Genomic DNA, 25,727 nt, shown 5'->3' with positions numbered 1-25,727 from the left:
TTCGCCTGAAATCTCCGACCCGGAAACAGGAAAAACTCAGGTTTGCGCTTTGATCAGCGTGGAATACAGGCGGTGACAGGACCGGCCGTCTCGCTTGGCCTGATAAAGGGCGACGTCGGCGGCGTGAAGGATGTCGGCGGCTTTGGGAACCTTGAACTGGGTGGATAAGGCCGTTCCGATACTTGCAGAGATACAGCACGGTTGGTCCTGAAACATCATGGGTTCATTCAACCTCGCGATCAGACGGCCGGCGATGGACTCCAGAGTTTCTTCCCGCGTCAGGCCCTTGAAAATTATGACAAACTCATCCCCACCAACCCGGGCAACCGTATCGTCTCCACGCGTCTCTTCAAGCATGATGCGGGCGGCCTGTTGCAGAACGTAATCCCCGGCGGCATGGCCCAGCCGATCATTCACGGATTTGAAGAAGTCTAAATCCAGATGCATAAGGGCAAATGTAGAATTTGCCAGGATCAGATGCCCCAACAAATGATCCATCGCGCGGCGGTTCTTCAATCCTGTCAATGTATCGGTATATGCCTGCTCTTCCGCGGCTAGCATTGCCCCCTGAAGCCTGAGATTAAGTGAACGGGACGCTTCCATCGCGGCGGATTTGGCTTCGACCAGATACAACAGCTCGATCGCCAGGTCAGTGCCGGAAAAATCAGCGCTTGTCAGGGCGTAATCCCGAACCGCATCCAAAATCGAAATACCGAATGACAGATTGATGACTGCACCGCCCGAGTCGGGCAAGGGCGCGACCAGGCCTTTCAGGGTCGTACGCGGTTCATCGCGAAATCTCAGATGCAGTTTGGCACCGGCCATCGACATCAACGCGGGAAGGGTGGTGACTGTTCTGGGGCGGATCAGCTCGAACACGTCCAGAACCCCCAGCCCGACCAAAGGCAATTCGGGCCGCAGCTTTTGCAGTGTCGGACCCGCTTGTTGAATGCATCCGCTTCGGTCCACCAACAGGAACATCGGGCAAAGCGTTTCCAGAAGATCTGCCAGTTCCTGAGTATGTGTCATCTGTTCCGAGCCCCCAGATCAAAATGGCGCCCCTCGGCAAAGGCGCTTTCGACCAAAATGATTGAAATGATTTCACAACGCTCTTGACGACCCTCATGCGACAGCATCACCAGCGCACCATAATCATCGGCCATCGCGCGCAGGACCCCAACCATAACACTGGAAAATCCCGGTAAGTCCGGAAGGCAGCACAACTGGTATTCCGTGGCTGAAAGCTCTCTCAACTCAAGCGCAGGCAAATTCAGATCAGAGACAGCCAGTCTTACACGATCCGCAAGATCATCAAGGGAATGAAGGAACTCAACATAGGTGACACCCCCAAACCTAAGCAGTCGGCGCAGCCCTTCCATGTTCGGATGGGACACCAGATATGTTCCCAGATCTTCGAGGATTTCCGCCTGTGGTCGGTTGAGGTCAATACTCAGGGCCTCGAGCAACCGGGTCGTCATGTCATCATCATAGATGAGCATGGCTTCAAATTCGACAAACCCTAGCCGCGCACCTTCGGTCACGCGAACCCAGCAGGATTGCCCGTAGGTCGCGCCGACAAAGGACTGTATCGCCCGATTGATCAGACCATGCATCGGATGCCTCAGATTGGTGTCCTTGGCACTGTGGTCTGAGAAACCTTAACAAATAGCCAAAATTCGCCCCGATTTGCTGTGAAAGCAACGGAGTATCAAGTCGACACTACCCGCCCTGTCAGAAGTCCGTCGGCGCGCCGCCTTCAGCCTTGCGGCGTTCAACGAACTCGGCCAGTTCCTCGCGGATACCATCGTCCATCGGAGGTGCCTCAAAGCTCGAGATGATCTCTTTGAACATGTGATGCGCACGCTCAGCCGTCCAGATGCCTCCGGCGGCCTCCCAGCCCTCATAGTTCTTCCAGTCGCTCAGGAAGGGCTGGTAGAAGGCCGTGGTGTAGCGATCCTGTGTATGCTGGATTCCAAAAAAGTGACCGTCATTGCCAACTGCGCGGATGGCATCCAAAGCAATCTCATCCGGCCCGGTCGCGGTTAGATCAGGGTTCATATAACGCTGAATTTGCTGCAAAACCTCGCAATCCATGATGAATTTTTCCGGGCTTGCGATCAGGCCGCCTTCCAGCCAACCGGCGGCGTGGTACACCATGTTAGTGCCCGACTGCACGGCCGCCCAGAGCGAGTTCGAGGTTTCCCACACGGATTGCCCGTCTGGCACATTGGCCGCACACACACCGGATGAACGTAGCGGCAGCCCATAATATCGCGCCATCTGCCCGGTCATCTGGGTCGAGCGCATGTATTCCGGCGTCCCGAAAGCGGGCGCGCCTGATTTCATGTCTACGTTCGACGTGAACGTTCCGATTACGCAGGGAATACCAGGGCGCACATATTGGAACAAAGCGATAGCACATAAGGCTTCGGCCAGGGACTGGGCAACCGCCCCCGCCATTGTTACGGGCGCCATTGCTCCCGCCAGCGTAAAGGGGGTTACGACAATCGCCTGCCCGCGCCGCGCCAATCTCAGGCAGCCATCAATCATCGGATGGTCATGCTTCAACGGCGAGGTCGAGTTGATGTTGGTGTACATCCGTGGCGAGGCCTCGAATTCCTCATGGCTGAGACCGCCCGCGATGCGCACCATTTCCATCACATCTTCGACACGTTCCTTACCCAACGAATAAGCGTGCATCGCCTTGTCGGTCAGGGTCAGCTTGTCATACAGCACATCCAGATGCCGGACGCTGGCATGAATATCGACGGGTTCTACAGGATATCCGCCTGCGAAGTGAATACAGTTGAAGTACTGCGTCAGTTTCAGAAGATTCCGGCACATCTCGCGATTGCCGGGCACTTTCTTTCCAATCTCCATGTCCCAGTAATTGGGCGGCGACGAAACGTTGCCAAACAGGATGTTCTTTCCACCTATCTCGATCCTGTGGTCAACATTGCGGGGCGTGATGGAAAACTGGCTGGGCGCCTTGGCGATCATCTCCATGACGAAATCGCGCCCCATGCGGACGTTGTCACCATTGATCGTGCACCCCGCTTCGCGCAGGATGCCGATTGCCTCTTCGTTGTAGAATTCGATCCCGATTTCTTCCAGAATTCGCATGGCCCCTTCATGGATCGCTTCGATCCCGGCCTGATCCAGCGGTTCAGTCGGGCGATCTATATTGATGGGTGGGTCCCACGGCATCTGGTCAATCACCGCGCTGCCCCTGCGTGCTGCCGCACCTGCGCGTCCTCCGCCGCGGCGTTTGCGTGTGTTGGTCTCGGCCATGGTTGCCTCCGTTCTGGCTTGATACAAGCAAGACCCGAAGACGCATTTCTGGCCGCTCCATCTGCGACAGAGCTTGTCGGTTTTCTATAATTGTGCGTCGATTTTCCGGATCAACGCATCATTTTTCGGCCAGCCATGCAGGAATGTGACCGATATCCGGCAGGACCACATCCGCCATCGGTGCCAGCGCATCTGCTTCTGCCAATCCGGTCAAAACGCCAATGGTGATCATCCCGGCTGCGCGCCCCGCTTGCAGGTCATGAACACTGTCACCCACCATTGCAATGCGCGACGGCTCGACCCCGACCTGTGCGGCAAAGGCCAGCAACTGACCTGGTCCCGGTTTGAACCCATGACCACTGTCATACCCGGCGATAAAATCAAAGTGTTCGCGTATTCCAGCAGATTCCAGATGCTGCAATGCCGGATGCTCGCTGTCATTTGTCGCAACGCCCAGTTTGATCCCGGATTGCTGCAACCCTTTCAGGAATGGGCCCAACGGCACGGCAGGGGATTGAGGAGCCGCCGTGGCCTCGGCATTCATCATGTCCACAACTTCCTGCAATGTCACATCGTCAACATGCGCAATAAGCACCTCGGCGATTTCTTCGACCGTTGCGGCGATCACAATGCTATCTGTGGCATACCGCTCTTGCTCGTAGTCAAACCCGATGACGCTCCCGAGTTCCACCGCCCGGTCTACATCCCCCTTTGTCAGACGCATCAGCAACGAGCGCCCGAAGGTTCCCCAGGTTTTGGCAAAATCGAACAAAGTGCCATCCTTGTCGAAGACGATTGCTTCTATTGGCATCGCGTGCTCCTGCGGAAAAGGTGTTCAGGTCCAGTGTACATCGCCACCGCCTGACAGAACGGCCCGCGCTTGGGCCGGGTGATCATAGGCGATCGAGTTGGCGTCACAAAACGCCATGACCCACGAATCGTCAAGCACCAGAAAATCGAGAACCGAAGCCAGAAAGTCCCTATCACCGGCCCGAGTGCGAACATCCCCGATCGAAGCACCTGTCGAGCCAAGAAATACAGGCAAAAGCTCGTCATTGCTGACCAGCCACCCCAGGGCTGTCAGAGCAAGTGTCTCGGCTGAATCGGGCGATAGGGGCATAAACTGCGCTCAGAGAATGGTGTTGGAAAGAGTTTGTTAACCAGACTCATAAACAATTTGTTCACGCATGCAATCAACGGTGAAAGACTATGTCTGTGCAAGGCACCATCCTTGTCCTCGACGGGGTATCAACCAACCGCATAATGCTGAAGGTTCAACTGACTGCTGCCTGGTACCACGTGGTGCAGGGTGGAAAACTTGAAGGGCTACAAGCCCTTGCCCGTCGCGTGCAGCCAGACCTTGTTCTGACGGCCCAAACATTGCCCGATGGAACAGCCGCAGATGTCAAGAAAGCCCTCGCCGAAGTATCAGGCCTTGATGACGTGCCCGTTGTCGTACTGGCAGCACAGAATGACAAAAACGCGCGCCTGCGTGCCCTGAAAGACGGGCTGGACGATGTGTTGACGCACCCTTTCAAAGATACGTTGCTACTGGCACGCATTCGCAGCCTTTTGCGCGCGCGCGCAGCTACTCAAGATTTGCAGGTCAGCAACGGATCGCAACCTATTGGATTTGGGGAACCCGCCCCTGTCATGATCAGCCCACCGAACGCGGCCCGGGTTGATATCTTGACCGATACTGTCCGAACTGGTGCCCTTTGGTACAAGGCCTTGCAAGGCCACCACCATTTCGATCTGTCCTGGCACCTTCAATCGAACCTGCAAGGCGTTTTGTCCGGGCCGATACCGGACGCGATTGTGGTCGAATTGGGCTCGCACCCACCTGCGCTGAATATCCTTGCAGATCTCAGATCACGCGCTGTAACCCGAAACACTGTCCTGATTGGCGTCCTGCAGGACTACGACGCCGTGCAGGCCTCGGAAGCGCTGGACAGAGGAGCGGACGCCGTATGCCTGGGGGGGTTCTGCGCGCAAGAGATTCTGTTGCGGCTGAACAATCAGATTGCGCGCAAGGCACGGCTTGATCATTTGCGCGTATCACTGAGAAAAGGGATCGCCGAGTCCTGGATTGACCCGCTGACCGGGCTGCACAATCGTCGTTACGCCATGCGGGCATTGGATCAGATCGCGCGCCAGTCTGCCCGTACCGGACGTGGCTTTGCCGTCATGCTGGCGGATCTGGACCACTTCAAGACCATCAATGACTGCCATGGCCATGGCGCCGGTGACAGTGTTCTGACGCAGGCCGCAAAACGCATGCAAAGCGCACTTGGATCCAAAGGTTTTGTCGCCCGTATCGGCGGTGAAGAGTTCATGTTTGCGGTGCCTGATGTGTCACAAAAGCAAGCCAGAAAACTGGCTGAAACCATCTGTGACAGCATTTGTCGCGCCCCGTTCCGGCTATCGGAGCAAGGTTTGCAGGTTAACGTCACGATCAGCATTGGGCTGGAGATGCCGCAATCGGGTCAGCCGGGAAAAGAACGCACACCCGTTCCTGTAGAAGATATCCTGAAAGCCGCCGACAAAGCCCTTTACGCGGCAAAGAAAGCAGGGCGCAATCAGGTGAGTATCAGGCAAAGCGCAGCCTGAACCCGTCAATCCTTTTTCTTGTGCCCATGCGGCCCGCGTTCGACGATCTTTTGCAACCTGTCCGCATAAGACTGCCGCTCTGCGTCACTCATGGCGGTGACGCGAGCCAGCCATTGTGTCTGCAATGCTAGTTGCAGTTCTGCCGTCGCCTGCGACTGTTGCTGCAACAACACTTCAACGGCGACCGGATCGAAGGGCACCCTGCGCAGTGCCAGGCTCAGGGCTTGAAAGTCCTGTCTGCGCCCCCTTAAGTCTTTTTCGCGCAGCGCAGACAGTTCCCCTCGCATCGCTTCGCGGTCATCTTTCGGCAAAGCGCGATACAGCGCAGGACCGAATCCCGGCGGTGCCTCGGTGTGATCTCCATCCTTCAGGCGCAGCACGGTTCCAACTGCAACACCGACAACCAACAGGTTCAGTGCCAATGACGAAACCAGCAAAACCGTCATCCACCGGCGTTTCGGTTTAGGGGCAGCATTCATTCAGTGCTCTCCAGAAAACTCGTGTCATATCCAAGGTCCGCCACAAAAAGGACCGTCTCCTGCGATGCCAGCAGATTGGCGGGATCAGGCAGGAACCCCGGCGCGGAAAAGCCGATCCAGAGCCCCGCCGCACTGGCGGCGATCAAGCCGCCCAACCCCTGCCAGCCACCTACGTTGTCCATCATTCGATGCCAGATCGAAGATTGAGGACGCGGTTCAGGCCTTAGGCGACTGAGGCGGAGTTTTTCAGCATCTGTCTGAATGCGCACGGCCAGATCGTCGGGCAGCGCCGGTCGGTTCTGCCGAGCCTGCGCAAACAAATGATCCAGTTCCAGGTTTTCATCCGTCATCGTCATACCCCAGTTCTTCACGTCGCCCGGCCAGTATCGCGGTCAGGCTTCGTTTGCCCCGCGCGGTCAAGCTTTCGACCGCTTCTACTGAAATTCCCATGATCCCGGCAATTTCAGGGTTGGGCAACTCTTCGATGTGGCGCAGAATCACTGCCTGCCTCTGCCTTTCCGGCAGCTGAGACAAGGCAAGCTGCAACGCATCCACGCGGGCCTCATCCTGCAGTCGGTCGGCTACGCTGGCATTGCCATCTTCTGGCTCAGGAATATCCGACAACCTGCCGGGGGACTTCCTGCGCCGAATGTCCACACACAGATTCAACGTCACGCGATACAGCCATGTCGACACTTTGGCCTGACCCGGCACCCATTCCGGCGCCATCTGCCACATCCGCATCATAGCCTCCTGCGTTACGTCTTCTGCCTCGGCCCGATTGCCCAACATACGCAACGCGACGGAATAACAAAGCGGCCCAAGGCGATCGGTTAAGACCCGCGCAGCCTGTGCGTCACCCTCAGCAAATTGGCTCAGCAACACATCGTCGCTGAGAGAGCTCGCGGTGCAACCCGCACCGCGAACATCGTGTAGGTGGGAGGTCAGGTCCTCCACCCTGCATCAGTTGTCGATTGCACCCGACTTGTGGTGCTTTTTCTTATGGTGCCGTCCCATCCGGTCTTTGGCATCGGCAAATTCCTGTTCCGATATTCCACCACTGTTATCTGCATCCATCCGGTCAAACATCTTGTCACCCCGGCGCGGTTTCGGCAACTCGTCCTGGCTTAGGAACCCGTCTTTGTTCGCATCGTTGTTTTGGAACATTTTGGTGACGCGGTCGTTTGCTTTTTTCTGAGCGGTGGCCTGCATCTCCTCAAGGCTGAGCTGGCCGTCCCCATCAGTATCCGCGGCCGAGAAACGCTCGGTGCGATGTGCTTCCATTTCCTGCTGTGTCACTTGACCGTCGCCATTGGCATCCAATTCCTGAAAGGACACTGGCTCACGACCACCCGGGCCAGCCGCCAGAACAGACGTGCCGGTGATTGCAACACCCGACAGGACAATCGCCGTGATGAACTTTGCGTTTTTCATTTCGGTTTTCCCTTGTTGACGCGGCCTGAGTGCCGCTGCTCATATCCATTCAAACGCGCGAGACAGGGAGTTCCGTCGCAGTGCCAGCAACTTTTTTTAACCAGTGCGGTATTTCACGACGTGGTTCACCTTAGGTGCGTTGCAAAGCGACGCACCCCCCTTTAAAAACCACCCGTTCAGGCGCATTATCCGCCAAAGATTACTGCGCGAGTTATATTATGACGGATCAGACGATCGACACCACAACTGAGAGCGAGCGTGAAACCTGGCCCGCTTTGGTCAAAGGGTTTCGGTGCAAGTGCCCTAGTTGCGGCGAAGGCAAGCTGTTGCACAGCTACCTGAAAGTGAATGACACCTGCTCGAACTGTGGACAGGAACTGTTTCATCATCGCGCCGATGATGGGCCCGCCTATCTGACGATCCTGCTGGTCGGGCATTTGTTGGCCCCGGCCCTGCACGTCTCGTATGTGAACTGGCGCCCGGACCCATGGGTGATGGCCATCGGGTTTTCCATTGCTTGCATTGCACTGTCGCTGTTTTTGCTCCCCCGTTTGAAAGGCGCTGTGGTCGCCTATCAGTGGGCGCGTCGTATGCACGGTTTTGGCAACGATTCATGAGCCGGAAGAAGGGATTGTTTTAGGCATGATGACCGACAAAACCGCCATCCGCGACGCCGCAACCGTCATCGTGCTGAGGAACAGGTGGACCAATCCGTCGATCCTGATGGGTCAACGTGGGTCCAAGGCCGTGTTCATGCCCAACAAATTCGTATTCCCCGGTGGAGCGGTCGATCCGGCGGATGCGGATGTACCGCTCGCGACCTCACTGCCTGACCTGTGTTCTGAGCGGTTGGCGGAACAGGCGGAATCCGGAAAACAACACGCCCTTGCCGCCGCAGCAATTCGCGAGCTTTGGGAAGAGACAGGACTTGTCCTTGGCCAGACAGGACACTGGCCGGGCAGCATTCCCGACGACTGGCAGAGCTTCTCCGCCATGGGTTATGTGCCGTCGGCAGCTGCGCTACAATTTGTTTTTCGCGCAGTCACACCGCCCGGCCGCCCCCGCCGGTTCGATGCGCGGTTTTTTCTGGTCGATGCCGATGCGCTGCAGGGCGATCTGGATGATTTCAGCCATGCCTCGGACGAGCTGTCGCATCTGCAATGGGTGGAACTGGATCGGGCGCGCGACCTAGATTTGCCGTTTATCACCGAGGTTGTTCTGGCCGAGGTCGCGGCCCGGGTGACCTCACCCGAGCCGCCAGTATCGGTTCCGTTCTATCAGAACAACGAAGAAGCCAATCTGTTCCTGCGGCTCAGAGGCTATCCGATGCCCGAGCACGACTGACCGATCAGTTTCACCGCATCCGGCTGACAACCACCGTCACTTCGGGTTTTTTGCCGATTTCCGCTTTTGCCGTCTGACGCACAATCCGGCGCATTTCGTCTTCCAGCTTGTCGTCATCCCGTAGGGTCTTGGCTGCCGCCCGCATCAGGAACTGGTTCAGGTCTTCTTCCAACACCTCGACCAATCCGGCCCGGGACGTTCCAACCTCGGGCAGACCCATCGTATCGCACCACGGTTCGCCCAGCGGCTCGTCTTCTTCGTCCAGAACGACTGTCACAGTTACGTGGCCGTTCAGCGCCATGCGAATACGGTCACGTACCACACCGTCCATCGCACCGATTTTCACCGTACCGTCCAGATAGGTACGCCCGGTTTCGACATAGTCGACCACCACGGGTGCATTGCCGCTGAGATCCAGCATGGTGCCGTTCACGGCCAGCACGCCCGTTCTGCCACCCTGCTCAGCCAGTTTGACATGCTCGCGCAGGTGACGGTGCTCTCCATGCATTGGGATCACAACTTGCGGATCGATCAGCGCGTGCACCTTCTCAAGATCGGGCCGGTTCGCATGGCCAGAGACGTGATAGAGGCCCGAGCTGTCATCCACCACATCCACGCCCTTTTCACTGAGCTGGTTCATGACGAAAATCACACCACGTTCATTTCCGGGAATGGTTTTCGACGAAAACAGGAAAAGGTCGCCTTCGGACAGTTCCAGACCACGGTACTTGCCGCGGGCCAGTTGCGCGCTTGCCGCACGGCGTTCGCCCTGGCTGCCGGTCACGATCAGCATCAGGTTTTGGCGCGGCAGGTCCAGCGCCTCTTCCGCGCTGATCACCTTGGGGAAGTCCGACAGGATACCGGTTTCGGTCGCGGCCTCGATCATCCGCCGCATTGCGCGCCCCAGCAACACAACTGAACGCCCCGCGCGTGCGCCCGCCTCGGCCAATGTTTTAACCCGTGCCACGTTCGACGCGAAGGTGGTAGCCACAACCATACCCTCGGCGTTTTCGACTAGCTTTGTAATCTCTGGCCCGACCTCGGATTCCGAACGGCCCGGATGCGCCGAGAAAACATTCGTGCTGTCGCAAACCAACGCCTTGACACCCGGCTTGGCAATCTCGGCCCACAGGTCGGGATCGAAGGGTTCGCCCACGACCGGGTTTGCATCCAGCTTGAAATCACCCGAGTGCACCACGCGCCCTGCGGGCGTGTCGATGACCAACGCAGCACTTTCCGGGATCGAGTGTGAAACCGGAAGGAAACCGACGGCAAACGGTCCGACTGAGACCGTTTCAGGCCAAGCGGACACGGTTGTCACCGCATCGGTCGGGTGCGCATATTCTTCCATCTTGCGACGCGCGATATTGGCCGTGAAAGCCCGGGCATAGATCGGAGCTCCCAGTGCCTCATAGCAATGAGCCACGGCGCCGACATGGTCTTCATGCGCATGGGTGATGAAAACGCCATCCAGCCGGTCGGCCCGTTCTTTCAACCAGGAAATATCCGCATAGATCAGGTCGACACCCGGTGTTGTGTCCATATCGGGAAAGGTGACGCCCAGATCCACCAGGATCAGGCGTTCCTGCCCGGGCTGACCATATCCGTACACGTAGGCATTCATGCCAATTTCGCCCGCGCCACCCAGCGGCAGGTAGATCAATCTTTCACTGCTCATATCGAGCCATTTTCCTTGTTGTAGCGATGAATCACGGTCAAGCCGTGCATCGTCAAATCATCTTCGATTACGTCGAACCCCACGTCGGCCTGATCGAACAAGGGGGCCAACCCTCCGGTTCCCACGACTTTCATCGGCATTCCATATTCGGCCTTGATCCGCGCGATCAGCCCCTCAATCAGGCCGGAGTATCCCCAATACACGCCCGACTGGATACAACCAACCGTATTTGTACCGATCACCTTCTCGGGTCGCGTTATGTCGATATGCGGCAGTGCAGCTGCGCCCTGGTGCAAAGCCTCAAGGCTGAGGTTCACACCCGGAGCGATGACGCCCCCTACATAGGCACCGTCCGCGGCGACAACGTCGAAATTTGTTGCGGTACCAAAGTCCACCACGACGACATTGCCGCCATGACGGTCAAATGCGCCAACCGCGTTGGCCAGTCGATCCGGGCCCGGCACAGTTCCTTGATCCACACGCGGCGGCACGGGCAACAGGCAGTCCGGCCTACCCACCACCAGCGGCCTGCACCCAAAAAAGCGATCAGCAAAGATGCGCAGGTTGAACACGACGCGCGGCACAGTCGAGGCAATGATGACATCCGAGATATTCGCCTCGATCCCGTAATGTTTCACCAGCGTCGAATACCAGGTGAAATAGGCGTCCGCCGTGCGTGCGTGATGGGTCGAGGTACGCAGGGTGCACAGAAATTCCTGACCGTCCCAGATTGAGAAGACTGTATTGGTATTGCCGCAATCAATGGCCAGAAGCATTTGAGCCCCTTTCAGAAATAGACATCCGCCGCAGGAATGCTTACGCGGCCTTTGGCGGTGTTTAAGACAAGGTTACCGCTTGCGTCTACCGTTTCGAAGGTCCCAACCGTCTCGGACGTGCCGGTACGGGCCGTGATAACCTCGCCCAGCCGGGCAGCACGGGACAGCCACGCAGTGCGAATGGGTTCGAACCCGTAGGTAACAAACTGAGTTTCATATTTGGCATAGGCCGAGGCAAGCTCGGTCAGAAAATCCTCGGGCGTGACGTTTGCACCGGTTTCCGACAACAGCGAAACGGGACGGATCGCGCCCGGTTCTACCGCGTCGGCGTCTGGGGCGTTGGCCAAATTCACGCCAATACCGATCGACAGATGCGCTACACCGCGCCCCTGACCGGCGCTTTCCAGCAAAATACCAGCAAGCTTACCACCGTTCAGCAGTACGTCATTGGGCCATTTCAACGACAACCCCGCGGCACGCCCTGTCACAGAGACGCAAGCGTCAAACAGAGCCAGTGCCGCAACAAAACTGCGCAGTGCCGCCTGTTCTGGTGCACCTTCGGGGCGCATCAAAAGTGTCGCGGCAAGGTTGCCCATGGGGTTGCCCCATGACCGTCCGCGTCGCCCACGCGCAGCCGTCTGATGATGCGCCATGATCCAGACAGGACCACGGGCATTGGGGGCAATCCGCGCCGCTTCGTTGAGTGTGCTATCGACTTCCTGCACCTCGTGCAGGCCATAGCCTTTTGGCCACTTGGTCATATCAAAAAGGCCCGGTCACGCGACCGAGCCCCTCTCTCAGATTGTGCAAAACGTTCAGTTGACAAGAGTCGCCGCCGCGGCCGCTGCCGCGCCCTCAATCCCGAACTGATAGAAGACCCCGATCAGCATCAGCGCCGCGGATCCCATCAGGGCGACCCATAGAACGGGTGTCGACCGCGTTTCGATCGGGTCCTCGTTCTCGGCCCCGAAATACATGTAGAACACGATCCGCAGGTAATAGAAGGCGCCAATTACCGATGCGATGGCTGAGACCACAACAAGGCCTGTCAAATCGGCACTTACACCAGCCCGCCAAACACCAAACTTCGCAAAGAAACCCAGCATCGGTGGGACACCGGCAAGCGAGAACATCAGGATCAGAACAGCAAGGGCCTTGCCCGGATCACGTTTGGAATACTGGCGCAGCGCATCAATGTCAGTCACGGGTTTGCCGTCGCGTTCCATCATCAGGATAAACGCAAACGTGCCAATGTTCATGGTCACGTAAATCGCCAGATACATCAGCATCGCCTGAATACCCAACTCGGTACCAGCCGCCAGACCGATCAGCGCATAGCCCATATGGGCAATCGACGAGAACGCCATCAGTCGCTTGATGTCGCGCTGACCAATTGCGGCAACCGCCCCCAGCAGCATCGACAGCACCGACAGCAAAACAATCACTTGCTGCCAGTCTTTGACCACGCCTCCGAAGGCGTCATGCAGAAGACGTGCAAACAAGGCCATTGCCGCGACTTTCGGCGCGGTGGCAAAGAAGGCCGTAATTGGCGTCGGCGACCCTTCATAAACATCTGGTGTCCACATATGGAACGGAACCGCCGACACCTTGAATGCCAGACCCGAGATCAGGAAGATCAGGCCAAACAACAGACCAACCGAGACGTCCCCATGATGGACCGTCTGAATAATGCCCGAGAACAGTGTCGTGCCGGTGAACCCATAGACCAGCGACGCACCATACAGCAGCAGACCTGAACTGAGAGCGCCCAGAACAAAGTATTTCAGCCCTGCTTCGGTTGATTTCGCACTGTCACGACGCAGCGCGGCAACAACATACAGCGCAAGGGATTGCAGCTCGAGCCCCATGTAAAGAGACATCAGATCGCCCGCGCTGACCATCATCATCATACCAACGGCAGCAAGCGCCACCAGCAGCGGATATTCAAAGCGCAGCAGACCCCGGCGTGCCATGTATTCCTGGCTCATCACCAGAACGGCACCTGCCGACAAAAGGATGGCAACTTTGGCAAAACGCGCGAACCCGTCATCTACGAACATGCCGTTGAACGCCACGTTGGTGCCACTGCCCTGGGTAGCGATCCAGATCGCCAGGACCGCCATCAGGCCCGCCGTGGTCCAGACTAGAACCGAAGCCAGCCCGTCTTTCGACGTGTAGACTGCCCCCAACAGAGCCACCATCGCATAGATCGCCAGAACGATTTCCGGCAGGATAATTGTCAGATCAGCCTGGATCATGTCTCCAAAGCTCCCTTAATGCGAAGCGGCAGTCTGGGTCGCAGCCTCAGCCGCGGCCAGAGCCGTGTCATAGTTCGAAATGAGTGCCGTCGTCGATTGCCCGATCACATCGGTCACCAGCGACGGGTAGACCCCCAACAGGATCGTCATCACGATCAGCGGGGCAAAAATCAGCCGCTCGCGAGAGCTCATGTCGGTCATCGCCTTCAGGCTTTCCTTGATCAGGTCCCCAAAGACAACGCGGCGGTAGAGCCACAACGCGTAGGCTGCCGAAAAGATCACACCTGTCGCCGCAACGGCGGTCACCCAGGTGTTAACCTGGAATGTACCCATGAGTGTCAGGAACTCACCAATAAACCCGCTGGTGCCCGGCAGGCCGACATTGGCCATGGTGAACAGCATGAAGACCAGCGCATAGGCGGGCATCCGGATGACCAGACCGCCATAAGCCTCGATATCGCGGGTGTGCATCCGGTCATAGATCACGCCGACACAGAGGAAGAGCGCGGCAGAGATGAACCCGTGGCTCAGCATCTGGAAAATTGCGCCGTCAATGCCTTGCTGGTTCGCAGCAAATATGCCCATCGTGACAAAGCCCATATGCGCCACCGAGGAATACGCGATCAGCTTTTTCATGTCTTCCTGCACCAGTGCCACCAGCGAGGTATAGACAACCGCTATGGCTGACATCCAAAGCACCAGATCAGTCATCACCGCCGTGCCAACCGGGAACATCGGCAGGCTGAACCGCAGGAAGCCGTAGCCGCCCATCTTCAACAGGATCGCCGCCAGCACGACCGAGCCCGCCGTCGGCGCCTGAACGTGCGCATCAGGCAACCATGTATGCACCGGCCACATCGGCATTTTCACCGCAAAAGATGCGAAGAAGGCCAGGAACATCAGCGTCTGCATACCGCCGGTGATATAGATGCCCAACACGCTGAAACTCTCGGATGCGAACTGATGGGCCATCAGCGCCTCGATATCCGTAGTGCCTGCGTCAGCATACATTGCAACCATGGCTACCAGCATCAGCACCGAGCCGAGGAAGGTGTAAAGGAAGAACTTGAAGCTGGCATAGATACGGTCCTTGCCGCCCCAGATCCCGATGATCAGGAACATCGGGATCAGACCCGCCTCGAAGAACAGGTAGAACAGCACCAGGTCCAGCGCCATGAACACGCCCAGCATCAGCGTTTCCAGCAGCAAAAAGGCAATCATGTATTCCTTGACGCGGTCTGTCACATTCCAGCTGGCCAGAATGGTCAGCGGCATGATGAAGGTGGTCAGCAACACAAACAGAACGCTGATGCCATCCACACCCATCTTGTATTTCAGACCCATCAGCCATTCACCCTCTTCCACCATCTGGAAGCCGGTGTTCGAAGGATCAAAGCCTGTGTAGATGCCAATTGACACCAGAAACGTCACAGTTGTCGCCAGCAATGCAATCCACTTGGCGTTGCGCTGCGCTGCGACGTCGCTGCCGTGCAGGAACAGCGCCAGAATGCCTGCTGCGATGGCGGGGATAAAGGTGACAATAGATAGGATATTGTCCATTAGTGTGCGCCTCCGCCGATCGACATCCAGGTGACAAGGGCCGCAATGCCCAAAACCATCCAGAAGGCGTAAGTAAAGATGTACCCGGTCTGCGCCTTGCCTGCGAGGCGGGTGAAGAAGGGAACAACGCCCATTGCAACCCCATTCAGGAAGCCGTCGATTGTATTGCCGTCACCGCGTTTCCACAGGAACCGGCCAAGGGCGACAGTGGGTTTGACAAAGATCGCGTCGTAGATTTCGTCGAAATACCATTTGTTCAGCAGGAACAGGTACAGCGGGCGCTGATTTGCGGCCAGACGTGCGGGTAGCGACGTGTTCACGATGTAGAACCAATAGGCCACGATAAAGCCAAGCACCATCGCAACAAATGGCGAAACCTTGACCCATTTCGGAGCCGCATGCGCATCGTCCAGAATGTGGTTGTCCGGCGCCATGTAAAGCGCACCTTCACCCGGCTCACCCGCAAACATATAATGGTGGTCCCCGCCCACTGCGGCATTCTCACCATTCGCGGCCTCGTCAGCATGGCTGTCAGCCGCATGGCTTTCATCGGCATGGCTGTCTTGGCCGTGCGACGCATCCGCCGCCGCGTGATCACCGGCCTCGGCATGCTCTGAAGCTTCTGCAACCGGAATACCGTAGAACTTGCCGACCTTGTCGGCATGGCCAAAGAAGTTTCCGTACCAGATCATGCCCGCGAATACCGCACCCAGCGACAAAACTCCCAGCGGCACCAGCATGACCATCGGGCTTTCATGTGCGTGATCATGCGTATGCTTGTCCCCACGCGGCTCTCCATAGAAGGTCAGGAAGATCAGACGCCAGCTGTAGAACGAGGTGAACGCCGCAGCGACAACCAGCAACCAGAAGCCATAGCTTGACCCGCCCGCATAGGCGCTTTCGATAATTGCGTCCTTTGACAGGAAACCAGCAAACCCAAAGGTGGTCAGCGGGATGCCAACACCGGTAATCGCCAGGGTACCGATCATCATCGCCCAGAAGGTATAGGGGATCTTTTTGCGCAGACCGCCATATTCGGTCATCTCCTGTTCGTGATGCATCGCGTGGATCACGGAACCGGCCCCAAGGAACAACAGCGCCTTGAAGAAGGCATGCGTGAACAAGTGGAACATCGCTGCCGAATACATGCCGACGCCCGCCGCCACAAACATGTAACCCAACTGGGAACAGGTCGAATACGCGATGACACGTTTGATATCGGTCTGAACCAGACCAACAGTGGCCGCAAAGAACGCAGTCGAGGCCCCAAGAACAGTGATGAACCCTGTCGCGCCCGGTGCGAACTCCATCAGCGGGGACATGCGGCAGACCAAAAAGACGCCTGCGGTCACCATGGTCGCAGCGTGGATCAGCGCTGACACAGGCGTCGGGCCTTCCATCGCATCCGGCAACCATGTGTGCAGGATCAACTGCGCCGATTTACCCATCGCCCCGATGAACAGCAGCACGCAGATCACTTCGATCGCGGTCCATTCCCCCCACAGGAAATGCAGCTTTTCTTCGGCCAAGGCAGGGGCAGAGGCAAAGATATCCGAGAAGTTGATACTGTCGGTCAGGAAGAACAGCGCGAAGATGCCCAGAGCAAAACCAAAGTCGCCGACCCGGTTGACTACAAAGGCCTTGATCGCCGCCGCGTTGGCCGAAGGCTTGCGATAATAGAACCCGATCAGCAGGTATGAAGCGACGCCGACGCCCTCCCAGCCAAAGAACATCTGCACCAGATTATCCGCCGTCACCAGCATCAGCATGGCAAAGGTGAAGAAGGACAGATAGGCAAAGAAGCGCGGTTTATAGCTTTCGCCTTCGCGCCATTGCGGATCGTGATCCATGTAGCCGAAGCTGTACAGGTGCACGAGCGCCGAGACCGTCGTCACCACGATCAGCATGATTGCCGTCAGTCGGTCCAGACGGATGGCCCAGCTTGTCGAAAGCGAACCGCTTTCGATCCAGCGCATGATCTCGATCTGCTGCGTGTGGCCGTCGAAGGTGAAGAACACGATCCAGGACAGCAGACAAGCCAGAAACAGCAGGCCCGTGGCCGTCCACATGGCGGCTTTCTCGCCAATGAACTTCCAGCCGAACCCGCAGAGCAGCGCGCCCACCAGCGGGGCAAAGAGGATGGTGGTTTCCATGTTCTCTTACCCCTTCATCATATTGACGTCTTCAACCGCGATGGTGCCGCGGTTGCGGAAGAAACAAACTAGAATGGCCAGCCCGATTGCTGCCTCGGCCGCCGCAACGGTCAGAACGAACAGCGTAAACACCTGCCCGACCAAATCGCCGAGAAAGCTGGAAAACGCCACAAGGTTGATATTCACCGCCAGCAGCATCAGTTCGATGCTCATCAGCAGGATGATGACGTTCTTGCGGTTCAGGAAGAGACCGAAGATGCCGATGACGAACAGCGTCGCCGCGACCGTAAGATAGTGTTCAAGTCCGATCATAGCTTCGCCTCGCCTTCATCTGAGACAGTTCCCGTTTTGCAGAATTTCGCCGGATCGAGTTGCTCATCGCGTACAATTGGATCAGCACCGATCACCGTGAGGTCGGAGACAACCTCGGTCAGCATTGGTGGAGTATCGAGGTTGGCGTACTGCTCTCTGAGCACATTCAATTCTGAACTCAGATCAAATTTCAGGCTATCTGCACGAAAACCTTCAACAACAACATCGAGAGTTTCACCCGTAGCGCATGACACAACGGTCCAAGAGTAACCGGGGTTTTCACACCCAATCTCTCTTGCAACCCACCAGTCATGAATGCCGGGAATATCGAACTCAAAGGTACCGTCATACCCAGTGCACTCTTTCGGCGGTACTGGGCTCGTCTCCGCGTGAGACGTCGTAACCGAACATATGAGCATTGCAGCGGTCATCGCTCGTTTCACAACCCCTGGCCCGGTTTCACGTCCTTCAACTCCATCGCCTTGGCCGGGTCGCGCATCATCTGGCCGATGATGTCCTGACGCTTGATGTCCTTGCGGTGGCGCAGCGTCAGAACGATGGCTCCGATCATTGCCACCAGCAGGATCAGGCCCGCCAGCTGGAACAGAAGGAAATATTGATCGTAAAGGATGAGGCCAAGCGCCTCGGTGTTGTGGCGGTCTGTCGGGACCGGCTGGGCCAGATTGGCCGCCGCACCCTGTGCGCTGTCCCATGCCCCGAAGGCCATGACAAACTGCATCAGAATGATCAGACCAATCAGCAGGGCCAGCGGCATATAGCGCGCCATTTCGGCCTTGAGCTCTGCAAAGTCCACGTCCAGCATCATCACCACGAAGAGGAACAGAACCGCGACCGCGCCGACATAGACGATGACCAGCAGCATCGCCACGAACTCGGCCCCCAGCAGCACGAACAGCCCTGCCGAGGACAGAAACGCCAGGATCAGCCACAGGACCGAGTGCACCGGTTGGCGGCTGATCACCGTAAACAGCCCGCCGGTGATGGCGCTGATGGCAAACAGGTAGAAGGCAAAGACGGTCATTGATCCTCATCCTCGTTGTCGCCCATGACCTCTTGCGCCAGATCCAGCGCGCGGGTCATGGCCGGGATGCCGGCAAAGACCGACATCTGACCGATCGTTTCCACGATCTCTTGTTTCTTTGCGCCCGCTTCCAGCGCATGACGTACGGTCTGGCGCACGGCCGAATCCGCCTGAGCGCCCTGACAGGTCAGCCCGGCCAGCGTCAGCAGCAGGCGTGTTTTGGCATCCAGCCCGTCCTTGTTGACGGTGTTGCCGAACATCATCTCCATGACCTCTTTGGGCATGGTTGGCCACAGCGCCTCGAACCCTTTGGGCGAGAAGCTTTCCATCGCCGGGTTCATCGCCTTGGCCATGTCCTGAGCCTGCTTCATCATCAGCTCGAACGGATTTGTCGGGCTATCAGTCATCGGTACGGTGCGTCCAGTTCCAGATTGCGCGCGATCTCGGCTTCCCAGCGTTCGCCATTCGACAGGAGTTTTTCCTTGTCGTAGAACAGCTCTTCCCGGGTTTCCGTGGCGAATTCAAAGTTCGGGCCTTCGACGATGGCATCAACCGGGCATGCCTCTTGGCAGAAGCCGCAATAGATGCACTTGGTCATGTCGATGTCATAGCGCGTGGTGCGGCGGCTGCCGTCTTCTCGCGGTTCGGCGTCGATGGTGATGGCCTGCGCCGGGCAGACCGCCTCGCACAGTTTACAGGCGATGCAGCGCTCTTCGCCATTCGGATAGCGGCGAAGTGCGTGTTCACCGCGGAAACGCGGGGACAGAGGGCCCTTTTCGTGCGGGTAGTTCACGGTGGCTTTGGGAGCGAAGAAATACTTCAGACCCAGTTTCATTCCGACCCAGAAATCCTGCAGTAGGAAGTATTTGGCAGCGCGGGTGTAATCGATGTTTGCCATATCAGCCTCCTACGCTCCAACGGGCAAATGCGCCCCAGAACCAGTCGAATTTCGCCGCAAAGGCCACGAACACCACCCAGACCAGCGAGAATGGCAGGAACACTTTCCAGCCCAGCCGCATCAGCTGGTCATAGCGGTAGCGGGGCGTGATGGCCTTGACCATCGCGAAGATGAAGAAGAAGAACGCCATCTTGGCGACCATCCACAAAACACCATCGGGCAGGCCCGGGATCGGCGACAGCCAGCCGCCGAAGAACAGCAGCGAGGTCAGCGCGCACATCAGGAAAATTGCAATGTATTCACCCGCCATGAACAGCAGGAAGGGCGTGGCCGAGTATTCGACCTGATAACCCGCCACAAGTTCCGATTCCGCTTCGGGCAAGTCAAACGGTGGCCGGTTTGTCTCAGCCAGCGCCGAGATGAAGAACAGAAAGACCATCGGGAAGTGCGGCAGCCAGTACCAGCTGAAGAACCCGAACGACCCATCCTGCGCCCGCACGATATCGCCAAAGTTCATCGACCCGGTCGAGATGATCACACCGATGATGATCAGGCCGATGGAAACCTCGTACGAAATCATCTGCGCGGCTGAGCGCAACGAGCCGAGGAACGGGTACTTTGAGTTCGACGCCCAACCGCCCATGATCACGCCATAAACCTCAAGCGAGGATACGGCGAAGACATAGAGGATTGCGACGTTGATATCCGACAGGACCCAGCCATCGTTGAACGGGATCACCGCCCAGGCGATCATCGCCAGCACGAAAGAGGTGAGCGGCGCGAGGATGAAAACCGTGCGGTCGGCTCCTGCGGGGATAACGACCTCTTTGACGACGTATTTCAACGCATCCGCCACCGATTGCAGCAGACCGTAGACGCCGACCACGTTGGGCCCGCGGCGCATCTGGACAGCGGCCCAGATTTTGCGGTCGCCATAAACAAGGAACAACAGCGAGATCATCACAAAGGCAACAACAGCAAGCACTTGCGCCAGAATGATGATGGCTATTCCGCCGGGGGTGTTAAAGAATTCAGCCATTGGTCCTCACACCGTGGGTATTCCGTTTTTCGCGCGCTATGCAAAGGCCAGATGCCTGCGCAAACTGCGGCTGGGTCGGCGCGTTGGTGTAAACAGCATCTGCCGCCATTGCGCCACCCTTTTTCTTTCGTTTCCCGCACATTTCCGGCGCAGTCAGGTGCGACCCAACCGCAGCACTGGCTTGCGATATGAAACTGCTATGGTTCATTCCGCCGCAATCTTCTCGGCTTTGCGGACCTGCGCCTGCGCCGACAGCTCGGCCATCAGTTGCGAGGCACGTGCGATCGGGTTGGTCAGATAGAAATCCTTGATCGCGTTGCGGAAGGTCGCCTTGCCCAAAGATCCGGCCTCAAGCGCTTGAACCTCATTCTCGATCACCTCGTCGATGCGGGCCAGATGGGGGACCGCCTCAATCAAGGCTGTGCGCAACTGCGCCAGCGAGTCATAGGGGAGCGTCGCCCCCAGTTCAGCCGACAGCGCACGAAGGATGGCCCAGTTTTCCTTGGCCTCACCCGGCGCAAACCCGGCGCGCATCGCCAGTTGCGGACGGCCTTCCGTATTCACGTACAGACCGTTTTCCTCAGTATAGGCCGCGCCCGGCAGAATCACATCTGCGCGGTGTGCGCCCCGATCCCCGTGGCTGCCCTGGTAGATCACAAACGCGCCTTCGCCGATTTCGACCTCATCCGCACCAAGGTTATAGATCACATCCGCAGCATTGATCGCTTCCATGCCGCCTGCGTTGGTGGCGTCCACATCCATCGCGCCCACGCGCGACGCCGCAGTGTGCAGAATGATCAGGCCGCTTTCCGTATTTGCGGCAATTGTTTGCGCGGCAGCCAGAACAACGGCTCCATCCGCCTCCTGCAGCGCTCCCTGCCCGACGACGACCAGCGAGCGTTTGCCCCTGATTTCATCGTCGCCCCCCATGTCGATAACCTTTTGCAGCGCCGCGCGGTCATCGCCCACATGATGGTACGCATAAGTCAGATCGACCGCTGGACCTACCAAAGCGACTTCGGCCCCGTGCGCCCACGCCTTGCGGATACGCGCGTTCAAAACCGGTGCTTCATCGCGCGGGTTGGTGCCAATCAGAAGAATACGCTCGGCCGTATCGATGTCTTCAATCGCGGCCGTCCCGGCATATGCGCCACGGTTCCCGGCCGGAAGCTTGGCTCCATCGGTGCGGCATTCGACAACACCGCCCTGCCCTTCGATCATCTGCTTCAAAGCGAACGCAGCCTCGACCGGCGCCAGATCACCGACGATACCGGCTGGCTTCTCAGCGCTTTTCAGCGCCTCTGCGGCCTTGGTCAGTGCTTCGGACCATGAGGCCGGGCGCAGCTTGCCGTTTTCACGGATGTAAGGCTTGTCCAGACGCTGACGCCGCAACCCGTCCCAGACAAAGCGGGTTTTGTCACTGATCCACTCCTCATTCACACCGTCATGATTGCGAGGAAGGAAGCGCATCACCTCGCGCCCTTTGGTATCGACACGAATGTTCGATCCCAGCGCGTCCATGACGTCGATGCTTTCGGTCTTGGTCAATTCCCACGGGCGGGCGGTAAACGCATAAGGTTTCGAGGTCAGTGCCCCAACCGGGCACAGGTCGATAATGTTGCCCTGCAGGTTCGAATCCAGCGTCTGGTTCAGATACGAGGTGATCTCGGCATCCTCACCGCGCCCTGTCTGACCCATCTGAGTGATCCCGGCGACTTCGGTGGTGAAGCGCACGCAGCGGGTGCAACTGATGCAGCGGGTCATTGCAGTGCCCACAAGCGGTCCCAGATCCAGATCATCAACCGCGCGTTTGGCTTCCTTGAACCGCGAACCGGACAGGCCATAAGCCATCGCCTGGTCCTGAAGATCGCACTCTCCGCCCTGATCGCAGATCGGGCAATCCAGTGGATGGTTGATCAGCAGGAACTCCATCACACCCTCGCGGGCCTTCTTGACCATGGGAGAGTTCGTCTTGACTACCGGCGGCTGCCCTTCCGGCCCCGGGCGCAGATCGCGCACCTGCATCGCGCAGGAGGCAGCCGGTTTCGGCGGTCCGCCCACTACCTCAACCAGACACATCCGGCAGTTTCCCGCAATCGACAGGCGCTCGTGATAGCAGAAACGCGGTACCTCGACCCCGGCTTGTTCACAAGCCTGTATCAGGGTCATCGCACCATCGACTTCGATTTCCTGCCCGTCGATATTGATCTTGCGGAGGTCAGACATGGCTCTCAATTCGCTCTCAAATAAACGCCAATGGCGCTGTTTCTTTGGATTTCTTTCTGCCCCAGAGAGCAGAATGTTTTGGGGTTGTCGTAGGACACGCCGTTTTTCGCCAGATAAGCCTCGCCCTTGGCCCGCATCCGATCCTTTTCAGCATCCGACTCGACATAGGAGCGGATTTCCGTGTCCGAGTACCCCAGATTATTCGCTTTGGACCGCAGTCCCCACATCACACTGATCGCTTTCAATCGCCGCCCGCTGATCGACGGGCAGAACTCGGAAATCTCATTTGCAATGGCGATGTAGTAGAGTTCGTTGTCGATCTCTTTGACATCCCTCAAGGGCGGCTTTGCTTCTGTCACCGTCGGCAAGGCCATCAGCGATGCGAGGGCAACTAGTTTTACAACAGACATGGGTTTTCCTTTCGTCTTGGACTGTCCAAGACGAAGCGCTTTGCCGCTGCTAGGCAATAACACCCTGCCCGCCCACCGAAGATATGGAAAAACACCGGTCATGGCCGCTGGCAGGTTCCTGCAAATGTCAGTTGATCATTGCTGACGCTGAGGTTCTGCGGGTCAGTATCCGGACCCACCTTCCAAGCAATCCGAGACGATCCGAAGTTCTGGATGCAGAATTTGGTACCTTCATGACGTCCGGCCTCGCGCGCACCATCGAGTGAAGCAGAGACGCCTTTGACGACAACCGTAAAGTCCGCGGGCGAGGTTTTCTTGTTGACCACCTTCGCCTTGGCCCTGAACGACTTGCCGTCGAACAAAAGCCGGTCTGCCGACGGCTTCACCAGACCGCATGCAGAAACACCAGCCAGCGCCAACACAACAATAAGGGCTTTGGGGGCCTTCATACTTTCCCTCTTTGTTTTCTGTTCCGCTGCGTCGCCATCAAAACGCCGCCACCAATGCCATAAGCCCGATCACGACCATGCACGCCCAGCCGATCACATACAGAATTGTCCGCGGACCGCTGCTTGGCTTGCCAATCCCTTTCAGGTGCACAACCAGCATCGCCAAGCGCGCAACCAACGCCACTGAGGCCAGCAGGTTTACCCAGAACGGGCTGACGCCCAGCAAAATCGCCGCTGTTATGACAGTCACAAACGCAGGAAGTGTTTCCGTTCCATTCAGATAGGCCCGGTTCAGACGATACGCCTTGTCGGCATAGTCCTGCTCGGGCGTCGCACCGGGTGCCAGCCCTTTGGCTTGTTTGGCCAGTGCAGAAAACGGCGCCAGAAACAATACAACCAGCGTGAATAGCACAACCGACGCAATCGCGTGGCTATATACAGCAAACACTTCCATCTTCGTTCACTCCGCTGCCATCGCACCCATACGGCCCGATTTCTGAGCCTTGATGCGGTCTTCGATCTCTTCCCGGAAATTGCGGATCAGGCCCTGGATCGGCCAGGCGGCCGCATCGCCCAAAGCGCAGATCGTGTGTCCTTCGACCTGTTTGGTCACGTCGAACAACATGTCGATCTCTTCCAGTTCAGCCTCGCCGCGCACCAGACGATCCATCACACGCATCATCCAGCCGGTGCCTTCGCGACACGGCGTACACTGACCACAGCTTTCATGCTTGTAAAACTTCGACAGTCGCCAGATCGCCTTGATGATGTCGGTGGATTTGTCCATCACAATCACCGCTGCCGTACCCAGACCCGACCCCAGATCATTGCGCAGGTAATCGAAATCCATAATCGCGTCGCGCATGTTTTCACCGCGAACGCAGGGAACCGAGGACCCACCGGGGATAACCGCCAGCAGATTATCCCACCCGCCGCGAATGCCGCCGCAATGGGTTTCGATCAGCTGTTCGAACGGGATCGACATCGCCTCTTCGACGACACATGGGTTGTTCACGTGGCCCGAGATCGCAAACAGCTTGGTACCGGCGTTGTTCTGGCGACCAAATCCAGCGAACCAATCCGCACCCCGACGCAGAATGGTCGGCACCACCGCGATGGATTCCACGTTGTTTACCGTGGTCGGACAGCCATACAGCCCCGCACCCGCCGGGAACGGAGGTTTCATCCGCGGCATGCCCTTCTTGCCCTCAAGGCTTTCAATCAGGGCGGTTTCCTCGCCACAAATATAGGCCCCTGCCCCGTGATGAAGGAAAAGATCGAAATCCCAGCCCGAACCAGCGGCATTTTTGCCAAGAAGCCCCGCGTCATAGGCCTCATCAATCGCAGCCTGCAATGCCTCACGCTCGCGGATGTATTCGCCGCGCAGGTAAATATAGCAGGTATGTGCGTTCATCGCGAAAGAGGCGATCAGACACCCTTCAATCAACGTGTGGGGATCATGGCGCATGATCTCACGGTCTTTGCAGGTGCCGGGCTCGGATTCATCGGCATTCACAACCAGATAGGAAGGGCGACCGTCGCTTTCCTTTGGCATGAACGACCATTTCAGGCCAGTTGGGAAGCCCGCACCGCCGCGTCCGCGCAGCCCGGAATCCTTCATTGTCTGAATGATCCAGTCCCGGCCCTTTTCAATCAGGCCAGCTGTGCCGTCCCAATGCCCGCGGGCTTGCGCGCCTTTCAGCGTGCGTTCGTGCATCCCGTAGATGTTGGTAAAGATCCGGTCCTGATCCTTCAGCATCATTCGTTA

General features: G+C 57.7%; 29 protein-coding genes. 3 read left to right on the top strand and 26 right to left on the bottom strand.

The features are described from left to right. Window positions 1-36 precede the first annotated feature (36 nt). From ACR0LL_RS01415 to ACR0LL_RS01395, 5 genes are all read right to left on the bottom strand, one after another. Complete coding sequence (locus tag ACR0LL_RS01415) at window positions 37-1,029, bottom strand: diguanylate cyclase domain-containing protein (RefSeq protein ID WP_480583226.1); 993 nt, start codon at window positions 1,027-1,029, stop codon at window positions 37-39. Next, window positions 1,026-1,613, bottom strand: a complete 588-nt coding sequence (locus ACR0LL_RS01410) for a heme NO-binding domain-containing protein (protein WP_480583223.1) — start codon at window positions 1,611-1,613, stop codon at window positions 1,026-1,028. The genes ACR0LL_RS01415 and ACR0LL_RS01410 overlap by 4 nt, the downstream gene beginning before the upstream one ends. A 118-nt stretch (window positions 1,614-1,731) precedes the next feature. Next, the gene (locus ACR0LL_RS01405) at window positions 1,732-3,291 is read right to left on the bottom strand and encodes a trimethylamine methyltransferase family protein (RefSeq protein WP_480583220.1); all 1,560 of its coding nucleotides are present in this window, start codon (window positions 3,289-3,291) and stop codon (window positions 1,732-1,734) included. A gap of 118 nt (window positions 3,292-3,409) precedes the next feature. Further along, a complete protein-coding gene (locus ACR0LL_RS01400) occupies window positions 3,410-4,102 on the bottom strand; it encodes an HAD family hydrolase (protein ID WP_267362780.1) in 693 nt (230 codons plus the stop codon). A 24-nt stretch (window positions 4,103-4,126) separates the two neighbouring features. After that, complete coding sequence (locus ACR0LL_RS01395; protein WP_480583217.1) at window positions 4,127-4,411, bottom strand: DUF3572 domain-containing protein; 285 nt, start codon at window positions 4,409-4,411, stop codon at window positions 4,127-4,129. 89 nt (window positions 4,412-4,500) lie between these two features. Here ACR0LL_RS01395 and ACR0LL_RS01390 point away from each other — a divergent pair, with 89 nt between their 5' ends. After that, window positions 4,501-5,901, top strand: coding sequence for a diguanylate cyclase domain-containing protein (locus tag ACR0LL_RS01390; RefSeq protein WP_480583214.1), 1,401 nt, complete (start codon window positions 4,501-4,503; stop codon window positions 5,899-5,901). 5 nt (window positions 5,902-5,906) lie between these two features. Here ACR0LL_RS01390 and ACR0LL_RS01385 read toward each other — a convergent pair whose 3' ends face one another. From ACR0LL_RS01385 to ACR0LL_RS01370, 4 genes are read right to left on the bottom strand one after another with little or no spacing between them, the layout of a single operon-like run. After that, window positions 5,907-6,380, bottom strand: coding sequence for a periplasmic heavy metal sensor (locus ACR0LL_RS01385; RefSeq protein ID WP_480583212.1), 474 nt, complete (start codon window positions 6,378-6,380; stop codon window positions 5,907-5,909). Continuing rightward, window positions 6,377-6,730 (bottom strand): hypothetical protein, encoded by a 354-nt coding sequence (locus ACR0LL_RS01380; protein ID WP_267362789.1) that lies wholly within the window; start codon window positions 6,728-6,730, stop codon window positions 6,377-6,379. Before ACR0LL_RS01380 ends, ACR0LL_RS01385 begins: the two co-directional genes overlap by 4 nt. Next, window positions 6,720-7,337, bottom strand: coding sequence for an RNA polymerase sigma factor (locus tag ACR0LL_RS01375; protein ID WP_480583209.1), 618 nt, complete (start codon window positions 7,335-7,337; stop codon window positions 6,720-6,722). Before ACR0LL_RS01375 ends, ACR0LL_RS01380 begins: the two co-directional genes overlap by 11 nt. 6 nt (window positions 7,338-7,343) lie before the next feature. Next, window positions 7,344-7,814: an EF-hand domain-containing protein gene (locus ACR0LL_RS01370; protein ID WP_480583206.1), complete on the bottom strand. Its 471-nt coding sequence runs from the start codon at window positions 7,812-7,814 to the stop codon at window positions 7,344-7,346. Between the two features lie 218 nt (window positions 7,815-8,032). Between ACR0LL_RS01370 and ACR0LL_RS01365 the strand changes: the two genes are divergently transcribed. Both ACR0LL_RS01365 and ACR0LL_RS01360 read left to right on the top strand, forming a co-directional pair. Beyond that, entirely contained in the window at window positions 8,033-8,431 is a 399-nt protein-coding gene (locus tag ACR0LL_RS01365) for a DUF983 domain-containing protein (protein ID WP_480583204.1), read from the top strand. A 25-nt stretch (window positions 8,432-8,456) separates the two neighbouring features. After that, window positions 8,457-9,158, top strand: a complete 702-nt coding sequence (locus tag ACR0LL_RS01360; RefSeq protein WP_480583201.1) for an NUDIX hydrolase — start codon at window positions 8,457-8,459, stop codon at window positions 9,156-9,158. Window positions 9,159-9,168: 10 nt separating this feature from the next. On the opposite strand, the gene ACR0LL_RS01355 is transcribed toward ACR0LL_RS01360, so the two are convergent. The 17 genes from ACR0LL_RS01355 to nuoF all read right to left on the bottom strand — a co-directional run bounded on the left by ACR0LL_RS01355 (window position 9,169) and on the right by nuoF (window position 25,718). Next, window positions 9,169-10,836, bottom strand: a complete 1,668-nt coding sequence (locus tag ACR0LL_RS01355) for a ribonuclease J (RefSeq protein WP_480583198.1) — start codon at window positions 10,834-10,836, stop codon at window positions 9,169-9,171. Further along, window positions 10,833-11,612 carry a type III pantothenate kinase gene (locus ACR0LL_RS01350; protein WP_209504438.1) on the bottom strand — a complete coding sequence of 260 codons (780 nt, stop codon included), beginning with the start codon at window positions 11,610-11,612 and terminating at the stop codon, window positions 10,833-10,835. Before ACR0LL_RS01350 ends, ACR0LL_RS01355 begins: the two co-directional genes overlap by 4 nt. An 11-nt stretch (window positions 11,613-11,623) precedes the next feature. Continuing rightward, window positions 11,624-12,373: a biotin--[acetyl-CoA-carboxylase] ligase gene (locus tag ACR0LL_RS01345; protein ID WP_480583196.1), complete on the bottom strand. Its 750-nt coding sequence runs from the start codon at window positions 12,371-12,373 to the stop codon at window positions 11,624-11,626. 54 nt (window positions 12,374-12,427) lie between these two features. Beyond that, a complete protein-coding gene (nuoN, locus tag ACR0LL_RS01340) occupies window positions 12,428-13,870 on the bottom strand; it encodes an NADH-quinone oxidoreductase subunit NuoN (RefSeq protein ID WP_480476104.1) in 1,443 nt (480 codons plus the stop codon). 15 nt (window positions 13,871-13,885) lie between these two features. After that, window positions 13,886-15,430 carry an NADH-quinone oxidoreductase subunit M gene (locus ACR0LL_RS01335; RefSeq protein ID WP_480481778.1) on the bottom strand — a complete coding sequence of 515 codons (1,545 nt, stop codon included), beginning with the start codon at window positions 15,428-15,430 and terminating at the stop codon, window positions 13,886-13,888. After that, window positions 15,430-17,583, bottom strand: a complete 2,154-nt coding sequence (gene nuoL, locus ACR0LL_RS01330; RefSeq protein WP_480583194.1) for an NADH-quinone oxidoreductase subunit L — start codon at window positions 17,581-17,583, stop codon at window positions 15,430-15,432. The genes ACR0LL_RS01335 and nuoL overlap by 1 nt, the downstream gene beginning before the upstream one ends. A gap of 6 nt (window positions 17,584-17,589) precedes the next feature. Further along, the gene (gene nuoK, locus ACR0LL_RS01325) at window positions 17,590-17,895 is read right to left on the bottom strand and encodes an NADH-quinone oxidoreductase subunit NuoK (RefSeq protein ID WP_005984024.1); all 306 of its coding nucleotides are present in this window, start codon (window positions 17,893-17,895) and stop codon (window positions 17,590-17,592) included. After that, window positions 17,892-18,326, bottom strand: a complete 435-nt coding sequence (locus tag ACR0LL_RS01320; protein WP_480583192.1) for a hypothetical protein — start codon at window positions 18,324-18,326, stop codon at window positions 17,892-17,894. The genes nuoK and ACR0LL_RS01320 overlap by 4 nt, the downstream gene beginning before the upstream one ends. 8 nt (window positions 18,327-18,334) lie before the next feature. Continuing rightward, the gene (locus tag ACR0LL_RS01315) at window positions 18,335-18,937 is read right to left on the bottom strand and encodes an NADH-quinone oxidoreductase subunit J (protein WP_480516396.1); all 603 of its coding nucleotides are present in this window, start codon (window positions 18,935-18,937) and stop codon (window positions 18,335-18,337) included. Beyond that, complete coding sequence (locus tag ACR0LL_RS01310; protein WP_152458579.1) at window positions 18,934-19,344, bottom strand: carboxymuconolactone decarboxylase family protein; 411 nt, start codon at window positions 19,342-19,344, stop codon at window positions 18,934-18,936. Before ACR0LL_RS01310 ends, ACR0LL_RS01315 begins: the two co-directional genes overlap by 4 nt. Beyond that, a complete protein-coding gene (gene nuoI, locus ACR0LL_RS01305; protein WP_267362826.1) occupies window positions 19,341-19,835 on the bottom strand; it encodes an NADH-quinone oxidoreductase subunit NuoI in 495 nt (164 codons plus the stop codon). The genes ACR0LL_RS01310 and nuoI overlap by 4 nt, the downstream gene beginning before the upstream one ends. A gap of 1 nt (window position 19,836) precedes the next feature. Then, complete coding sequence (gene nuoH, locus ACR0LL_RS01300; RefSeq protein WP_117868407.1) at window positions 19,837-20,874, bottom strand: NADH-quinone oxidoreductase subunit NuoH; 1,038 nt, start codon at window positions 20,872-20,874, stop codon at window positions 19,837-19,839. 204 nt (window positions 20,875-21,078) lie between these two features. Then, on the bottom strand, window positions 21,079-23,100 hold the full coding sequence (gene nuoG / locus ACR0LL_RS01295) for an NADH-quinone oxidoreductase subunit NuoG (protein WP_480583189.1): 2,022 nt from the start codon (window positions 23,098-23,100) through the stop codon (window positions 21,079-21,081). Window positions 23,101-23,105: 5 nt separating this feature from the next. Continuing rightward, window positions 23,106-23,612: a DUF5333 domain-containing protein gene (locus tag ACR0LL_RS01290; RefSeq protein ID WP_480583186.1), complete on the bottom strand. Its 507-nt coding sequence runs from the start codon at window positions 23,610-23,612 to the stop codon at window positions 23,106-23,108. Continuing rightward, window positions 23,609-23,959 carry a hypothetical protein gene (locus ACR0LL_RS01285; RefSeq protein ID WP_267362834.1) on the bottom strand — a complete coding sequence of 117 codons (351 nt, stop codon included), beginning with the start codon at window positions 23,957-23,959 and terminating at the stop codon, window positions 23,609-23,611. Before ACR0LL_RS01285 ends, ACR0LL_RS01290 begins: the two co-directional genes overlap by 4 nt. A 37-nt stretch (window positions 23,960-23,996) precedes the next feature. After that, window positions 23,997-24,413, bottom strand: coding sequence for an MAPEG family protein (locus tag ACR0LL_RS01280; RefSeq protein WP_480583184.1), 417 nt, complete (start codon window positions 24,411-24,413; stop codon window positions 23,997-23,999). Between the two features lie 6 nt (window positions 24,414-24,419). Continuing rightward, on the bottom strand, window positions 24,420-25,718 hold the full coding sequence (gene nuoF / locus ACR0LL_RS01275; protein WP_209504919.1) for an NADH-quinone oxidoreductase subunit NuoF: 1,299 nt from the start codon (window positions 25,716-25,718) through the stop codon (window positions 24,420-24,422). Window positions 25,719-25,727 lie beyond the last annotated feature (9 nt).

It is taken from the genome of Ruegeria sp. AI2, from assembly GCF_056541275.1.
This window is presented reverse-complemented; position numbering and strand designations above follow the sequence as displayed.

Excerpts from the sequence above, each read along its gene's own strand:
- ACR0LL_RS01285 (WP_267362834.1), bottom strand. The coding sequence starts at position 23,959 with ATGAAGGCCCCCAAAGCCCTTATTGTTGTGTTGGCGCTGGCTGGTGTT.
- ACR0LL_RS01370 (WP_480583206.1), bottom strand. The coding sequence starts at position 7,814 with ATGAAAAACGCAAAGTTCATCACGGCGATTGTCCTGTCGGGTGTTGCA.
- ACR0LL_RS01360 (WP_480583201.1), top strand. The coding sequence starts at position 8,457 with ATGATGACCGACAAAACCGCCATCCGCGACGCCGCAACCGTCATCGTG.
- ACR0LL_RS01380 (WP_267362789.1), bottom strand. The coding sequence starts at position 6,730 with ATGACGGATGAAAACCTGGAACTGGATCATTTGTTTGCGCAGGCTCGG.
- nuoF (WP_209504919.1), bottom strand. The coding sequence starts at position 25,718 with ATGCTGAAGGATCAGGACCGGATCTTTACCAACATCTACGGGATGCAC.
- ACR0LL_RS01355 (WP_480583198.1), bottom strand. The coding sequence starts at position 10,836 with ATGAGCAGTGAAAGATTGATCTACCTGCCGCTGGGTGGCGCGGGCGAA.
- ACR0LL_RS01385 (WP_480583212.1), bottom strand. The coding sequence starts at position 6,380 with ATGAATGCTGCCCCTAAACCGAAACGCCGGTGGATGACGGTTTTGCTG.
- ACR0LL_RS01395 (WP_480583217.1), bottom strand. The coding sequence starts at position 4,411 with ATGCCCCTATCGCCCGATTCAGCCGAGACACTTGCTCTGACAGCCCTG.
- nuoH (WP_117868407.1), bottom strand. The coding sequence starts at position 20,874 with ATGGCTGAATTCTTTAACACCCCCGGCGGAATAGCCATCATCATTCTG.
- ACR0LL_RS01310 (WP_152458579.1), bottom strand. The coding sequence starts at position 19,344 with ATGACTGATAGCCCGACAAATCCGTTCGAGCTGATGATGAAGCAGGCT.
- nuoI (WP_267362826.1), bottom strand. The coding sequence starts at position 19,835 with ATGGCAAACATCGATTACACCCGCGCTGCCAAATACTTCCTACTGCAG.
- ACR0LL_RS01410 (WP_480583223.1), bottom strand. The coding sequence starts at position 1,613 with ATGCATGGTCTGATCAATCGGGCGATACAGTCCTTTGTCGGCGCGACC.
- nuoL (WP_480583194.1), bottom strand. The coding sequence starts at position 17,583 with ATGGAAACCACCATCCTCTTTGCCCCGCTGGTGGGCGCGCTGCTCTGC.
- ACR0LL_RS01320 (WP_480583192.1), bottom strand. The coding sequence starts at position 18,326 with ATGACCGCTGCAATGCTCATATGTTCGGTTACGACGTCTCACGCGGAG.
- ACR0LL_RS01280 (WP_480583184.1), bottom strand. The coding sequence starts at position 24,413 with ATGGAAGTGTTTGCTGTATATAGCCACGCGATTGCGTCGGTTGTGCTA.
- nuoN (WP_480476104.1), bottom strand. The coding sequence starts at position 13,870 with ATGATCCAGGCTGATCTGACAATTATCCTGCCGGAAATCGTTCTGGCG.
- ACR0LL_RS01335 (WP_480481778.1), bottom strand. The coding sequence starts at position 15,430 with ATGGACAATATCCTATCTATTGTCACCTTTATCCCCGCCATCGCAGCA.
- ACR0LL_RS01365 (WP_480583204.1), top strand. The coding sequence starts at position 8,033 with ATGACGGATCAGACGATCGACACCACAACTGAGAGCGAGCGTGAAACC.
- ACR0LL_RS01350 (WP_209504438.1), bottom strand. The coding sequence starts at position 11,612 with ATGCTTCTGGCCATTGATTGCGGCAATACCAATACAGTCTTCTCAATC.
- ACR0LL_RS01415 (WP_480583226.1), bottom strand. The coding sequence starts at position 1,029 with ATGACACATACTCAGGAACTGGCAGATCTTCTGGAAACGCTTTGCCCG.
- ACR0LL_RS01400 (WP_267362780.1), bottom strand. The coding sequence starts at position 4,102 with ATGCCAATAGAAGCAATCGTCTTCGACAAGGATGGCACTTTGTTCGAT.
- nuoG (WP_480583189.1), bottom strand. The coding sequence starts at position 23,100 with ATGTCTGACCTCCGCAAGATCAATATCGACGGGCAGGAAATCGAAGTC.
- ACR0LL_RS01390 (WP_480583214.1), top strand. The coding sequence starts at position 4,501 with ATGTCTGTGCAAGGCACCATCCTTGTCCTCGACGGGGTATCAACCAAC.
- ACR0LL_RS01345 (WP_480583196.1), bottom strand. The coding sequence starts at position 12,373 with ATGACCAAGTGGCCAAAAGGCTATGGCCTGCACGAGGTGCAGGAAGTC.
- ACR0LL_RS01315 (WP_480516396.1), bottom strand. The coding sequence starts at position 18,937 with ATGACCGTCTTTGCCTTCTACCTGTTTGCCATCAGCGCCATCACCGGC.
- ACR0LL_RS01290 (WP_480583186.1), bottom strand. The coding sequence starts at position 23,612 with ATGACCGGTGTTTTTCCATATCTTCGGTGGGCGGGCAGGGTGTTATTG.
- ACR0LL_RS01405 (WP_480583220.1), bottom strand. The coding sequence starts at position 3,291 with ATGGCCGAGACCAACACACGCAAACGCCGCGGCGGAGGACGCGCAGGT.
- nuoK (WP_005984024.1), bottom strand. The coding sequence starts at position 17,895 with ATGATCGGACTTGAACACTATCTTACGGTCGCGGCGACGCTGTTCGTC.